The following is a 14078-nucleotide window of genomic DNA, read 5'->3' on the forward strand; positions in this document are numbered from 1 at the left end:
AGTGAAATGGAGATTCGATGGTGGAGTTCCACATCAACCGTCGATCCGGGATCCCCGCCTACGTCCAGCTGGTCCTCCAGGTGAAGCAGGCACTGCGCCTGGGAGATCTGAAGCCGGGCGACCAGCTGCCGACCGCGAAGGAAGTGGTCGCGGCCGTGACGGTCAACCCCAACACGGTCCTCAAGGCGTATCGGGAGCTCGAGAACGAAGGCCTGGTGGAGGCCCGCCCGGGATTGGGCACCTTCGTGACCCAGTCACTGCTCAAACCCGGGATGGCGGAACGCAACGCACTGCAGGCGGCACTGGCCGACTGGGCGCGTCAAGGCGCCGCCGCGGGGCTCGACCGGTCGGACCTCGAGGCCCTCGTGGCGGCGGCATTGGACAGCGAATTCGGTGAGGACGCAGGAGAGTTCACATGAGTGAGGCAGACAGCGCGCTGACGGTGCGCGACGTACACAAGAGGTTCCGCCGCACGGATGCACTGCGGGGCTGCTCGTTCGATGTCGAGCGCGGCAGCATCACCGCGCTGGTCGGCGCCAACGGGGCCGGCAAGTCCACCCTCATGTCGATCGCCGTCGGCCTACTCGAACCCGACGCCGGAGAGGTGACGGTGCTGGGACGTCGCCCCGGCCGAAACGGGATCGTGCCCGGACTCGCCTACGTCGCCCAGCACAAGCCGCTGTACCGCGGGTTCACGGTCGCCGACACCCTCCTGTTCGGCGAGAAGTCGAACACCCAGTGGGACAACGACTATGCGACCTCTTTGGTGACCGATGCCGGGATCCCGCTGTCGGCGCGCGTGAAGACGCTCTCGCCCGGACACCGCACCCGCATCGCGCTAGCGCTGGCACTGGGCCGCCGTCCCGAAGTGCTCCTGCTCGACGAGCCACTGGCCGAACTCGATCCGCTGGCACGACGATCCGTCGTCCGCACGCTCATGGAAGACGCCGCCGAGCGCGGCACCACCATCGTGCTGTCGTCTCACGTCCTGTCGGAGGTGGCCGAGATCGCCGATCACCTGGTGATCCTCGGATCCGGCCAGGCCCGGCTGACCGGGGGGCTCGACGACCTGCTCGACGGGCACTACCTGCTGACCGGCACATCCGACCCGACCGACGTCGTCGGCCGCACCGGCACGGTCGTCGAGTCGCGGCAGCGCACGCACGTCGTGCGTGGTCCCCGTCCCGCGCCCGGCGACGGCTGGCGCGTGGAGGCGCCCAACCTCGACGACGTCGTCCTGGCCTACCTGACCACCATCGACGAAGAGGCAGCATGATCTGGGTTACCTGGCGGCAGCATCGAACGACGATCCTGACCGCGGTCGGCGGGATCCTGGCACTGACGTTCGTGGCGCTCATCTGCGGACTGATCGTTCGGAACTCCAATACTGCAGCGTCGTTCGGCAGCCTGTTCGGGTGCAGTCTGGACGACGACCCGGCAGCATGCTGGGCTGCATCCACACTGACCCTCGTCAGCCTCGTCACCGTGATGCTGCCCGTAGTGCTCGGTGTACTCGTCGGAGTCACCGTCTTCTCCCGCGATATCGAGCGCGGCTGCCATGTCCTGGGCCTGAGCCAGGACGTCAGCCGCACGCGCTGGTACTGGATGCGAGTGTTGGTCGTCTTCGGTCCCGTCACCGTCGCGATGGTGATCCTCGGATCGGTTCTCGAATGGACTCTCATCCGCTTGGAGTCGACGAACCTTGCCTACGGCTACAGCCGGTTCGCCGGCGGTCACTCCCGGTTGACCTTCCCCCTGTTCCAGTCCTCAGGAATCGTCGCGGGGGCGTACACCCTCCTGGCCCTGATCCTCGGTAGCTGCCTCGCGCTGCTGCTTCGCAACACACTCGGGGCGATGGCGGTGACGGTGATCGCGATGGCGACGGTGCTTGTCGGATTCCAGGTCGGGGCCCGTCCGCACTACGCGGAGGCGGTCGTCGACAGGCACGCGATGGACTCGAGCACCGGACGCTACGTGTCGTACGAGCCCTCGAACGACCGATTCACATCGTGGGTTCTCAGCTCGGGCCTCGTCGACGCCAACGGGAAGACCGCCCGGATCGACTACGCCACGTGCGATCTGACCTACTCCTCCTATGAGGAGGACGATCGTCCCGACGAGACCCGGGCCGACTACGACTCGCGGATGGACGCCCTCTGGGCCGAACAGAATCGCCAGTACATCGAGTGCCTACGCGCGCAGGGCGCCGACCACTACGAGGTCCGCTACCACTCCGACAGCCTGTTCCGCCGCTTCCAGGCGACGGAAGCAGCTCTGGCTCTTGCCCTGTCGGCTCTGCTGTTGATTCCGTCGCTGTGGGCGCTGCGCAGGCTGCGTCCCTGACTCATCGATCCTCGTTCACCTGTCGAAACGCTCGACACCGGTCACTCCGGTGCCGAGCGTTTCGCTGTCGGATCGGCGCGGCCGTGGATCGTCACCCGAGTCGCCGGGCTCGCCGCCCGGAAGTTGGTGTCGGCGGTGTTCCCTCGCCCGCCCTCGGGCGGGGGAACGCCGTGAGGTCGGGAAGTGCCGGTAGCCGTTCGGTGCTGTCCTCGTCGAAGTACCCGAGGCTGCGCGCCGCGGCGACAGCATCACCTCGAGTGTGAACGCCGAGCTTGCCGTAGAGCGTCCGAAGATGGGATTTCACGGTGGGGGTGGCGAGGAGGAGTGCGTCGGCGATCTCGCCTGCAGTCAGACCATGATGCAGCCCGTTCAACACGGCGCGTTCGCGATCGGTGAGCTCGGGGAAATGGATCTCGGACGGATAGTGCGGTGGCGCATGTTCGGCAGGGAAGGAGATGCCGGTGTCGGTAGTCAAGGCACTGACGGATGCAGGTGGGACCCCGGAGAGTGGGCTGACGCATCCCGTTCGGTGAGCGATCTCGCAGGCGCGAGCCCACGCGCGGTGAGCGACGCGCGACTTGCCTGTTTGGAGCGACGCGACGGCTTCGATGACGAGAGCATCGGCGTTGGAGCGTGCGTAAGGGCTGGCGAGCCAATCGTATTCGTGGCACACGGCGATCGCGGTGCGAGGCCGCCCGGTGAGCAGATAGGCGCGGGCCGTGGCGACGGTGTCCCACGGATACGTGCATGCCACCGTCTTGGCGAGCTTCATTGCGCGGCGGCCGTCACCGAGGGCGAGGTGGACCTCGAGTTCACTGGCGTCGACGAGCGACCTGACGAACTCGCCGTTCACGCGACTGCGCTCGGAAGCGAACTCGGACAGCGCGACCAGACCCACGGACGGGTTGTGGACGGCGATCGCATGGCGGCAGCGCGCGTACAGCAGGAAGGGCCAGAGTTCCACCACGGGTGGCAACGTGCCGAGCTCCTCCAGCACGGTCCCGGCCTGCGTGGTGTCGCCGATATCGAGGGCTGTGAGCGTGCGCGCGACCAGCCCGCCGATGCGTGTGAGCCCGTCCGCCCAGGCATCGGCGGCGGCGTGACGTTTCTCGACTTCGAGCCACTCGTGGGCACGCGCAGTCTCGCCGGCCAATGCCCAGGAGAGGGCGGCGTTGCCGGCGGCGTTGCGGGCGATGTAGTCCTGGCCGAGTGCCTCGCCGAGTCGGTAGGCGGCGCGCAGTTCCGAGACGGCGCGGGGGAACTGGCCGGCGAGTTGGTGGGTCAACGCCCACTGCATTCGCAGGAAAGGGACCCGGTCGCCCAAGTCCGGTGCGGGCTCGGCGAGCACCTCGATGGCGGCTCGCCTGAGTCCGAGTGCCATGTCGGCGGCCTTGTCGTAGTGACCGGAGAATCGCAGCGTCATGGCCTGGTGGGTCGCGAGCCACAACTCCGGGTGCGTCGAGGGCGGTGACGGGATGTCGGGTGGATCGATGTGGGCACCGCGCGCTGGGGCACCACTCAGCAGAGCGACCAACTCCTTGGCTGCATTGGTTCGTGGACGGGTCGCGAGGATGCGATCGGGAACGGCCCGCAGGACCCGACCGAGCAGGGCGAGGTCCGTTCCCACCAACGTCGCGCGATGGGTGTCGATGATGGAAGCGGCCAAGGCCCACTGGTCCGCCTCGGATGCGCACCGGAGGGCGTTCGCAGGTTCGCCGCGGGTGAGGTAGTGATGAGCGAGGAGAGTCAGTCGCGCCTGGGTATGTAGGCCTCGAGCGGATTGGCGTGCGAGCAGCACGTTGCGTCCGGCCGGCGGCAGGATCCAGGTGTCGCCGTACTCGGTGTCGGAGTAGTCCAGAATGCCGGCGTTCTCGAGCGTTTCGAGGACCTGCGGTGCATCCGATTCGTTGTCGAGAAACTGAGCGGTGGTCGTCGTCAGGACGTGGGCTGTTGCCACCTTCGTGAGGAACGAACGATGCGTGACGGCGGCGGGCGCCGAGAGGAGGGTGGTCTCGACGTGGGCCGCGATCGCATCCCGGAGTCGATCCGCGAGAAGCCGCTGCCGTCGAGGGATGGCGGGGAGGCTACCGGCGACCGCGAGGGCGATGCCGGTCAGCGCCGGCAGTCCCCCCGTGGCGGTGTGGAGACTCTCGGCTTCGCCGGGCCGCAGGCCGATCCCGGCCTTCTCGGCCAACTCGCGCACGTCGTCGGGGGTGTGGCGCAGGACATTGCCGTCGATGAGGTCGTGCACCGGATCGAGATCGGTGCGGTGGCGGAAGAGTGTCCGGCCGGAAAGCGTGACCACGACATCGATCAGTGGGCACACATCGACGGTGTGGAGGATCGTCCGATCGACGCCCTCGTCGGCGATCCGTTCCAGACGTGAGATCGCCAGCCTGACGGGGCGCCGGGCGTGCATGAGTTGCCGACGCAGGTCCGTGGCCGCCGATCCGTCGGAGACGACGGCGTGCGGATCGATCACACCGGCGGCCTTCAGGCCCCTCGCCACCTCGAGCCACACCCTCTCGGACCCCCAACCGGGCTCGGGTGAAACGCACACCCCGACAGCATCGTTCGTCGTACATGATCTGGCCCACCGGAACGCGAGAGCTTCCTTGCCGAACCCACGGGGACCACGAAGGACGGTGAGGGGAACGCTCGGACGGATCACTGTCAACAGTCGGCTCGGCGGGGTGACCGAAGTCTGATCGCGGTCGCTACTGAGGCCGATCATGAGAGTCCTTCGAAATGAAAATGCAAGTGCGGCGACAACTGTCACGACTGCGATCTGGCACGGATCGACTCCTATCCATCCAGTCGAGGTGGTGTGCACGCAACTCGGTGTGACGAACCCGCAGCAACTTCACCCCCGATTCATCCGTTTCGTCCCCTATTCACCCCCCGCCTCACCCCTTCTGGCGGGACCGACCTGGTCGGTGGCGATTCGATGGAGTACGGCAGTGTTTCGCACCGGGATCTCCGCAGGTAACTGGGGGGTCGGGGTCCTCGGGCAGTCTCGAAGGAAGTGTCTTGAGGTCTCTACAGTCAACACGTCGTCGCGGAACTGTCGTCGCCGCATCGATTGCCACCGTTGGCGCAACAACGACGCTGGTGCTCAACAATTTCGGTGCCGACGGCACCGAAATCGCGGCGGCGGCGTCTTCGAATCCGATGCCGGCCGTCACACTCACCCAGATGGACGGCACACCGCCGTTCGATCTCGGCGACGGCGCCGGCGACGACTCAGGTTCGTCGAACGGCATCGTCCGATCCGGTGACGAGGTGACGTTCATCGTCGACATCGACCCCGGAACCACCGGAATCGCCGACGCCACAGTTACTCTCCCGCTCTGGCGAGGGCTCGCGCTCGAATCGACCCCAGCGTTCTGCGGGCCGGGGTCGGGGCTCGCCCAGGCCGAGGTGATGAGTGTCCTGACCTGCACGCTGGGTGATCTCGCACCGCACCGACAGACCACCCGAGCAGTCACCGTCACCGCCTCGTCGGCACCCGGCACCGTGATCGACACGTCGGCGACCCTGACCGGCACGGCGCCGATCATGCTCGTCACCTCGAACACGACACGTCTCGAATTCGCACGCCGCCCCGACGGTTGCGACCCCGGCCCGGCCGAGGCTGCACTCGACCCGGCCATCCGCCCGACTTCGAACCCGGTCCGCGCGACAGGACAGATCTCGGACGTCGTGCGCGACGAGACCGGCACCCCCATCCCCGGCGCAATCGTGACGCTCTCCGGCGAAGACCGGTGTGGCAACCTGGTCGAACGTCAGATCAGCGCCAGCGAGAGCGGCTGGTTCGCCTTCGTCGGACTCGTGGCCGGCCGCTACCGCGTAACCGCGTCGAACCCCGCCCCCGATTCCGTCCCACCGCTTCGGTCGACCTCGGTGGCCGTCGCGCTGTCGGATGCGAACATGATGGCCTCGGCGCTCGACCTGCGGCTCCCGGCCGACGACGGCTCCACCGGCGACACCTTCCGGTGACCTCGTGCGGGAATCGATCGGCATCGTGGTCGATGCCACCTCAGTCCATGCCGTCTTGCTCGACGCACACGCACCGGAGTTCGGACCGATCGACCGACGTAGCGACACGTCGATCTTCGACGTCGGATTCGACTCGGTAGTCGAGGCCGCCACCGTCATGATTCGTCGAGCCCGGCACATCGGCCTGGGCCCGCGGATCACGGGTGTCGTCTCGCCGGACACGAAGATCTCGTCAGCGCTCGCGGCCACGCTCCACCCTCACGGCACCGGAATCGTCACCCTCGTCAGCGTGACCGACGCGCGGATCGCCTACATCCAGTCGATGCCGGAACTGCAGGACACCCGTACCGCCATCGTCTTCACCGCCGAGGGTGAGGACGTCCTGGCCATGTCCATCGATCTGCGGACCCGCGGGGTCCATCACGCGTATCGGTATCCCGCCACGTACATCGGCAACGAGGCGGCCGAAGCCATCCTCGACGAGCTCTCGCGGGGTCTCCCGTGGGGGCGAAAGACGCTCGTGACCCTCGGGATCGGCGCCGTCCTCAAGAATCGCCTCGCAAATCTCGCGGGCGACCGACGGATCGACACCGTCTCGCCGTTCGACGCGCGATGGACCCTCGCGATCGGCGCGTCCATAGTGGCCGCCGAACAGTCGGTCGTCCGCGTAGAGGTGCCCGGACCGAGGCCCCGTCGACGCGGCGACTCGCCCCGGTCGGCGCCGGACCGGCATTCCCACCGAGCGCGATCGGGTCGGAAGCGGACGCACAGCGTCTGGTCCATCGTCAACCGATCGGCACGCGAACGCCGCATCGGAGACCGCTCGTGACGTGACGCGCCGGCTCGCCGAGACGCCACGCCGCGGACGTCGACGCAGCACTGCCCCTGCACCCCGGATTCGGGTGCAGGGGCATTTTTCGTAGCAGCGCGCCGGGTATCCGGGATCTACGCGGCGTGGATCGCACGCCGACGGGACGATCCGGGCAATTCGCCCAAGCGGGACACGACCTACCGTCGAGTAGCCAAATCCGCACGCCGTGAAGCGAATTCGTTAGGTAGGGCACCGATCCGACTGCTGCCACGAAGTGTCCCACTGAACGGGCATGTGACTGGCGTCACTGTTTGGACGCCAGTGTGATGTGAGGGCACCGTCAGCCGGCCGAGGGTGCCACGGTGGTCGTGGTCGCACGTCCATCTGCTCCGAAGATCCCCCAGTGGCCCGAAAATAATTGGGCCGCTTTCTTATTGGCATCTGAAAGGATTCCACGGATGGTCACCACCCAGTCAGACGGCGAGATGTCGCCGCCCGTCGACCCGACGGTTGGCACCCGAGAGGGGGGTTGGACGCCTCGACTCGTCCTCTCTCTGGCCTCGCTCGTGTTGCTACTCGAAGTACTCTCCGTCAGCTACCAGATGGTTTCGACGGCTCTGCCGGAGATCGCAGGGCACTACCAGACCACCCAGGGTGCCTGGATGCTGACGTCGTTCCTGCTGGTGGGCGCCGTGGCCGCACCCCTTCTCGGCAAGTTGGCCGACATGTACGGCAAGCGCCTGATGCTGCTGTTCTGCGTCGTGGTGTCCATCGTCGGCTCGTTCGTCTCCGCGATCGCACCGAGCTACGGCGTCATGATCGCCGGCCGTGCGATGGCCGGCCTGATGGTTCCGACGCTGTTCCTCAGCTACTCGCTCATCCGTGACGTCTTCCCGAAGAAGTCGGTGGCGCTCGCCGTCAGCATCGCGACCAGCGGCATGGGCCTCATCGCGGTTCCCGCGCCGTTCCTGACGGGCTGGCTGCTCGACAACTGGGGTTTCCGCAGCATCTTCTGGTTCTTCGTGATCTGCCTGGTCGTCATCGGCGCTCTCATCATCCTCACGACCGAGGAATCGAATCTGCGGACGCCGGCTCGCCTCGATTTCGTCGGCGCACTGTTCCTCGGCGCCGGTGTCGCCGGCGTGCTCGTCGCCGTCAGCTTCGGCCCGACCTGGGGCTGGAAGTCCGGCTCGACCCTGGCCTTCCTGATCGGTGGCCTGGTCCTGCTGGCAGCGTGGATCGTGTCCGCGCGGATGCTGCGTGAGCCGCTCATCGACCTCGACGTCCTCGGCCGTCGTCCCATCCTGCTGACCACGCTCGGCGCAGGCCTGGTCTACGGCTGTAGCGCCATCTTCACGATCCTGCTCCCGATGATGGTGATGACCCCGGAGATCCTGGGCCTCGGCTACGGATTCGGTGTCGACGCAGAAGGTTTCGCACTGTTCAACGCGCCGATCGGCCTGATGGTGGTCATCGGTGGCCTCATCGTCGGCATGCTGGTCGGACGCAACGTCCGCCCGCGGCCGCTGATGGTCATCGGCCTGGTGCTCATGGCTATCGCTTTCGCGCTCGTGGCGAACGTCCACGACTCCAAGCCGTCGCTGATCCTGTTCGCCGGCATCTTCGGCCTCGGTATGGGCATGGGCTACGCGGCCATCCCGAACCTGCTCATCGAGGCCGTCCCGCCGCAGCTTCAGGCCAGCACTGCGTCGGTCGTCGCCCTGTCCCAGTCGATCTTCCCCGCGATCCTGCCGGTCATCGTGTTCACCGTGATGAACAACTCGCACATCGCACCGATCCCGCCGGAGATGACGGGCGGCTACACGTTCTACCTCGAGTCGGGCTTCCAGGTGGCGTTCATGATCGGTGCGGTCGTCGCGGTCGTCGGTGCCGTCGTCGCCCTGCTGCTGCCCCGTCGCATCGAGCAGGTACAGGTTCCGGGCGACGCAGACAACGCAGCCGACACCGTGTTCGTCGGTGGCCACTGATCACCCTGCCGATCGCGAGTTCTCCACTCGCCGAATCGGACTCAACCAGGTAGGGGGATGGTGACACCCGGGAGGATCTGAATCCCCGGCGCCGGCGGAGGAGCCGGCGCCGGGGGTGGGGGAGCGGGAGCAGGCGCCTGTGGAGTGGGGACAGGTGCCTGCTGCTGTTGTGGCACAGGGGCATTCCACTGCTGTTGCGGTGGAATGCTCTGCCGCCCAGGGACGGACTCCTCCTCCGCCGGAGGCTGCGTCCGGGCCGGAGGAGCCGACCACTGCGAGTCGTCCTGATACGACTGCATCGACCGCTGCCGGGTCGGCGCCTGGTCGCTGTAGCCCGGTTCGGTGGTGCCGACCGACGAGTTCCCGGTCGACGAGCTGCCGTTCGACGAGCTGCCCGACGACTGCCCCCGCGACTGCTGTCCGCCGGGTTGCTGCGGAGTCGGGAACTGCTCGTCGGCGGTACCGGCCAGTGCGCCGTCCATCGTCTCCTTCCAGATGTCCGACGGCAGCCCGGATCCGTATATCGCTCCACCCCAACTGGTCTCGATGGGCTTACCCTCCGCTGTCCCCACCCACACCGCGGTGGACAGTGACGGCGTGAACCCGACCATCCAGGCGTCCTTGTTCTCGCCGGTGTCACCCAGCTGCGCGGTACCGGTCTTCGCGGCTGACGCCCGTCCACCGGCGAGGCCGTGGTTCCGCGAGTACGCCGCGATGGGGACCATCGCCTGCGTGACGGTGTCCGCGACGGCCGGGTCGATCCGCTGCTCGCCGTCGGACGATTTGCGTTCGAACAGCACCCGGCCGTCCGCGTCGACCACCTTCTGGACAAAGAACGGCGGATGGAACTTCCCCGACGCCGCGAGCGTCCCGTACGCCGACGCCATGTCGATGGGTCGAGTCTGATACTGGCCCAACACGATTCCCGTCTCCGGGGGACCCCCGAACTGGGTGAGGCTCTCGTAGTCGATCCCCGGGATCTGCTTGGGGATGCCGGCCTGATGGGCGGCGTCGGCGATCTTCTGCGCGCCGTTCTCCATCGAGAGCGTCAGCCGGTAGTAGCTGGTGTTGAGCGAGCGTTTGAGCGCCTCCGTGAGGCTGCACGTCCCGCAGGTCTCGCCCTCGACGTTCTTGATGGTCAGGTCGCCGACGGTCAGCGGCGCGCTGCTGAACTGCGTCGTCAGCGGCACCTTGTCCTCGAGCGCCGCCACCGCCGCGAACACCTTGAACGACGAACCCGTCTGCAACCCCGCCTGCGCGAAGTCGAAGCCCCCGCCCTCCGTCCCGCCGTAGTACGCCCGCACCGCCCCCGACCTGGGGTCGATCGACACCACCGCCGCGCGCAGTTGGTCCGGCTGCTTGACGAGGGTCCGGTTCACGGCGTCCACCGCGGACTGCTGCGCCTTGGCATCGATCGTCGTGGTGATCTGCAAGCCCCCGGTGTCGAGGTCGCGCCGGCTGATTCCGATCGCCGAGAGCTCCTGGGCCACCTGCGTCCGGATCAGCCCCTCCGGCCCCGGCGGGACGTCGGACGACGGCGCCACCGGCAGCACCGCCGGGAACTCGGTGGTCGCGCGTTCGGACGCGGCGAGCACCCCCATCTCGACCATGCCGTCGAGCACGTAGTTCCATCGCGCCCGGAGCCCGTCCGGGTCGGTGGCGGGATCGAGCGCCGACGGACGCTGGATCACCGCGGCCAGCACAGCACCCTCCGCGAGCGTCAACTGGTCGACGGGCTTGTCGAAGAAGGCATGCGACGCCTGGGCGATGCCGTATGCGTTGCGGCCGAAGTAGATCGTGTTGAGGTAGGCGCCGAGGATCTCGTCCTTGGACCACTGGCGCGCCATCTTCGCCGACGCCACGAGTTCGCGGGCCTTGCGGACCACGTTCCGGTCGGTGCCCACCAGCGCGTTCTTGACGTACTGCTGCGTGATCGTCGAGCCGCCGCCGGCGCTCTCGCGACCCAGCACGTTGTCCCGGCCGGCCCGCACGAACCCCGAGATCGAGTACCCGGGATTGGAGTAGAAGTCGCGGTCCTCCGCCGACAGCACCGCGTTACGGACGTAGCCGGGGACCTGGTCGAGCGGTACCTCGGTGCGGTTGCCCTCCGGTGGCACCACCTTCGTGACCACCGTCGAACCGTCCGACGCGAGGATCGTGGCCACCTGATTGGGGCGCATCTCGTCGGGGCTCGGGACATCCGTCAGCAGGTACGCCGCCACGAACAGGACGATCGGGACGATCGCCATGAGCGCGACGATCCGCAGGACCGTGCGGCGTCGGGATCGGTGTCGACGCTCGGGCTGTGACGGGTTCTCGGGCTTCGTGCTGCTCGTGGGGTTCACGCGCGCAACTTCCGGTCCGCAGGCGGCGATTCAACCGGACCCCAACCGGGGTCAGTCGAATCCGGTCGTCCCTCGATAGTCGCACTTCGTCGCCGGTCAGGCACGTCTATCGCGGGAGGAGCGGAGACGGATCGGACATACCCGACGCCGCCTCACCCCCGCGTTTTGCGCACTTGACGCACCTCCACGCGCCGATTCGTCGCGGCAAGTGCGCAAAACGCGGTCGAGATCGGACCGAACTTCTAGTGCTGCCGCTCCGGTTCTGGTCATGCCGCTCCGGCAATGGGCGCAGCGGCGTGACCGAAAGCGGAGCGGCAGGGGAGCCAGGCGGTCAGCTCCGCCGGTGCAGCACGATCGCTCCGCCGAGCAGCACGACGCAGCCGAGCAGGATCAGCGACGCCGTCACGGACGGCTCGCCGCGCACGATCGGGACGACCGCCGCGATGAACGACATGAACGTGAAGAACCCGAGAATGCCGATGAGCATCTCGAGGGACTGGCGTCCCCGCGACGGCCTGCCGGACGCCATGTCAGCTCTTCACGCCGCCCGCGGTCAGGCCGGAGACGATGCGACGCTGGAACAGCAGCACCATGATCACCAGCGGGATCGTCACGATCGTGCCGGCGGCCATGATCGCCGCGTACGGCTGCTCCCACGCGTTCGCGCCGGCGAACCGGGCGATCGCCACGGTGACGGGTTCGGTCTTCTCGGTCGACAGCAGACTCGCGAGCATGAACTCGTTCCACGTCGCGATGAACGCGAGGATCGCGGTGGTGAACAGCGCCGGCGCGGCCAGCGGCAGGATCACCAGGCGGAACGCCTGGAACCGGCTCGCACCGTCGATCCGGGCGGCCTCCTCGAGTTCCCACGGCAGGTCCGCCAGGAACGACGTGAGCGTGTAGATGGTGAGCGGCAGCACGAACGAGATGTTCGGAATGATCAGCGCCTGGTACTGGCCGATCCAGCCGAAGTCACCGAACAACTGGAACAGCGGCGTCATCAGCGCGACTGTCGGGAACATCGACGCGCCCAAGATGATGCCGGTGACGACGAACTTGCCGCGGAACTCGATCCGCGCGAGCGCGTACGACGCGAACACGCCCAGCAGCAGGCCGACGGCCGTCGTCACCACGCCGATGATGAGGCTGTTGACGATCGCGCCGAGGAAGTCGTTGCCCTTGTCCGTCGCCAGCGCGGCCCGGAAGTTGTCGAGCGTCAGGTACGTCGGCCACGGCGTGGTGTCGAAGGTGTGGTCGACCTGGCGGAACGCGGTGACGACCATCCAGTAGAACGGCGCCAGACCCCAGATGAGGATGATCGCTACACCGAGGTAGGTGCGCGCGGCCTTCCCGCGGTCGGTGCGACGACGGCGGTACGGCGTAGCGGAGGCGACCGATTCGGCCTGCGACTCGGCGACGGCCACCGACGCCGGCGTCGACGCCTCCCAGACGACGTCGTGATCGTCGAGGTCTTCGGGCTTGCTGTGGCGACCCATCAGTGTTTCGCCCCCTTCCGCTGCTCGTCCTGGGTGCGCACCGCGTTGGCGCCGAGGAACTTCACCATCACGAACGCGACGGCGAAGATCAGCAGGAAGACCAGGGTCGACAACGCCGATGCGCTCTGGAAGTGCCCCTGCCGAATGTCGGCCATCACCAGGATCGACAGCGTCGCGTTCGGGGTGGCACCGGACGTGCCGGACAGGATCGCGGGCAGGTCGTACATGCGCAGCACGTCGAGCGTGCGGAACAGCACCGCGACCATGAGCGCGGGCTTCACCAGCGGCAACGTGATCTTGGTGAACCGCTGCCAGGCTGTGGCGCCGTCGACCTTGGCGGCCTCGTAGACGTCCTGCGGAATCATCTGCAGGCCCGCGAGGATCAGCAGCGCCATGAACGGCGTCGTCTTCCACACGTCGGCGATGATGACCGCGAACCGCGATGCCCACGGATCGGTGGTCCACGCGATCGAGGTGCCGAGCAACTTATTGGCGATGCCGTTCTCGGCGAAGATGAAGAACCACAGCTTGGCGGTGACCGCCGTGGGAATGGCCCACGGGATCAGCACGCTCGCGCGGAGCAGGGACCGGCCCCAGAACGTCTTGCCCATGATGGTGGCCATCCACAGACCGAGAATCACCTCGATCGTCACGGTCACGACGGCGAAGAACAGGGTGACGCCGAGCGCGGGCCAGAAGTCGTGCGCGAGGGTGCCGGGCGGGCAGGAACCGGCGCCGGCACCGCAGTCCTGCACCAGCCACTGCAGGTAGTGCTTGAACCCGGCGAACCCGCCCTGGACGAAGCGTCCGGTGACGGGATCGACGTGCTTGTTCTCCTGGAAGGACAGGATCACCGCGCGAATCACGGGGTACACGATGACGACGGCCAGGATCGCCATTGTCGGTGCGATCAGCCAGATCGGACGAAAGTCGCGCTTACGCGGCGCGGGCGCCGGGAGTTCGTCGTCGTGACCCGTGCGCCCGGACTCGGGCGCCTCGCGCTCGGAAGCGCGACCGCCGTGGTCGGAGTCGTCGACTCCGACCACGGCGCGGGCCTCGTCTGCTCGCCTCAGCTCAGCAGAGTCAGCCATCGTGC

General features: G+C 67.4%; 11 protein-coding genes. 6 read left to right on the plus strand and 5 right to left on the minus strand.

Annotation, left to right across the window (positions count from 1 at the left end; all coding sequences use genetic code 11):
• Window positions 1-17: 17 nt before the first annotated feature.
• From ACQ5DX_RS23335 to ACQ5DX_RS23345, 3 genes are read left to right on the plus strand one after another with little or no spacing between them, the layout of a single operon-like run.
• Window positions 18-419 carry a GntR family transcriptional regulator gene (locus tag ACQ5DX_RS23335; RefSeq protein ID WP_430334848.1) on the plus strand — a complete coding sequence of 134 codons (402 nt, stop codon included), beginning with the start codon at window positions 18-20 and terminating at the stop codon, window positions 417-419.
• The gene (locus ACQ5DX_RS23340) at window positions 416-1276 is read left to right on the plus strand and encodes an ABC transporter ATP-binding protein (RefSeq protein WP_430334849.1); all 861 of its coding nucleotides are present in this window, start codon (window positions 416-418) and stop codon (window positions 1274-1276) included. Before ACQ5DX_RS23335 ends, ACQ5DX_RS23340 begins: the two co-directional genes overlap by 4 nt.
• Complete coding sequence (locus tag ACQ5DX_RS23345; RefSeq protein ID WP_430334850.1) at window positions 1273-2343, plus strand: ABC transporter permease; 1071 nt, start codon at window positions 1273-1275, stop codon at window positions 2341-2343. Before ACQ5DX_RS23340 ends, ACQ5DX_RS23345 begins: the two co-directional genes overlap by 4 nt.
• A 91-nt stretch (window positions 2344-2434) precedes the next feature.
• On the opposite strand, the gene ACQ5DX_RS23350 is transcribed toward ACQ5DX_RS23345, so the two are convergent.
• Complete coding sequence (locus ACQ5DX_RS23350; protein ID WP_430334851.1) at window positions 2435-4852, minus strand: response regulator transcription factor; 2418 nt, start codon at window positions 4850-4852, stop codon at window positions 2435-2437.
• Window positions 4853-5454: 602 nt separating this feature from the next.
• On the opposite strand from ACQ5DX_RS23350, the gene ACQ5DX_RS23355 reads away from it, so the two are divergent.
• The 3 genes from ACQ5DX_RS23355 to ACQ5DX_RS23365 all read left to right on the plus strand — a co-directional run bounded on the left by ACQ5DX_RS23355 (window position 5455) and on the right by ACQ5DX_RS23365 (window position 9141).
• Window positions 5455-6342 carry a carboxypeptidase-like regulatory domain-containing protein gene (locus tag ACQ5DX_RS23355; protein WP_430334852.1) on the plus strand — a complete coding sequence of 296 codons (888 nt, stop codon included), beginning with the start codon at window positions 5455-5457 and terminating at the stop codon, window positions 6340-6342.
• Between the two features lie 4 nt (window positions 6343-6346).
• Window positions 6347-7171: a hypothetical protein gene (locus ACQ5DX_RS23360; RefSeq protein WP_430334853.1), complete on the plus strand. Its 825-nt coding sequence runs from the start codon at window positions 6347-6349 to the stop codon at window positions 7169-7171.
• Between the two features lie 467 nt (window positions 7172-7638).
• Window positions 7639-9141: an MFS transporter gene (locus ACQ5DX_RS23365; RefSeq protein ID WP_430335780.1), complete on the plus strand. Its 1503-nt coding sequence runs from the start codon at window positions 7639-7641 to the stop codon at window positions 9139-9141.
• A gap of 41 nt (window positions 9142-9182) precedes the next feature.
• Here ACQ5DX_RS23365 and ACQ5DX_RS23370 read toward each other — a convergent pair whose 3' ends face one another.
• From ACQ5DX_RS23370 to ACQ5DX_RS23385, 4 genes are all read right to left on the minus strand, one after another.
• On the minus strand, window positions 9183-11486 hold the full coding sequence (locus ACQ5DX_RS23370) for a transglycosylase domain-containing protein (protein WP_430334854.1): 2304 nt from the start codon (window positions 11484-11486) through the stop codon (window positions 9183-9185).
• A gap of 331 nt (window positions 11487-11817) precedes the next feature.
• Complete coding sequence (locus ACQ5DX_RS23375) at window positions 11818-12015, minus strand: hypothetical protein (RefSeq protein WP_430334855.1); 198 nt, start codon at window positions 12013-12015, stop codon at window positions 11818-11820.
• A 1-nt stretch (window position 12016) separates the two neighbouring features.
• Window positions 12017-12982 carry a carbohydrate ABC transporter permease gene (locus ACQ5DX_RS23380; RefSeq protein WP_430334856.1) on the minus strand — a complete coding sequence of 322 codons (966 nt, stop codon included), beginning with the start codon at window positions 12980-12982 and terminating at the stop codon, window positions 12017-12019.
• Window positions 12982-14073 carry a carbohydrate ABC transporter permease gene (locus ACQ5DX_RS23385; protein WP_430334857.1) on the minus strand — a complete coding sequence of 364 codons (1092 nt, stop codon included), beginning with the start codon at window positions 14071-14073 and terminating at the stop codon, window positions 12982-12984. Before ACQ5DX_RS23385 ends, ACQ5DX_RS23380 begins: the two co-directional genes overlap by 1 nt.
• Window positions 14074-14078: the final 5 nt, after the last annotated feature.

This window comes from Rhodococcus sp. ACT016, assembly GCF_050477185.1.
In the GTDB taxonomy this organism is placed as follows: domain Bacteria; phylum Actinomycetota; class Actinomycetes; order Mycobacteriales; family Mycobacteriaceae; genus Prescottella.

Excerpts from the sequence above, each read along its gene's own strand:
- ACQ5DX_RS23335 (WP_430334848.1), top strand. The coding sequence starts at position 18 with ATGGTGGAGTTCCACATCAACCGTCGATCCGGGATCCCCGCCTACGTC.
- ACQ5DX_RS23340 (WP_430334849.1), top strand. The coding sequence starts at position 416 with ATGAGTGAGGCAGACAGCGCGCTGACGGTGCGCGACGTACACAAGAGG.
- ACQ5DX_RS23345 (WP_430334850.1), top strand. The coding sequence starts at position 1,273 with ATGATCTGGGTTACCTGGCGGCAGCATCGAACGACGATCCTGACCGCG.
- ACQ5DX_RS23365 (WP_430335780.1), top strand. The coding sequence starts at position 7,639 with ATGTCGCCGCCCGTCGACCCGACGGTTGGCACCCGAGAGGGGGGTTGG.
- ACQ5DX_RS23375 (WP_430334855.1), bottom strand. The coding sequence starts at position 12,015 with ATGGCGTCCGGCAGGCCGTCGCGGGGACGCCAGTCCCTCGAGATGCTC.
- ACQ5DX_RS23380 (WP_430334856.1), bottom strand. The coding sequence starts at position 12,982 with ATGGGTCGCCACAGCAAGCCCGAAGACCTCGACGATCACGACGTCGTC.
- ACQ5DX_RS23385 (WP_430334857.1), bottom strand. The coding sequence starts at position 14,073 with ATGGCTGACTCTGCTGAGCTGAGGCGAGCAGACGAGGCCCGCGCCGTG.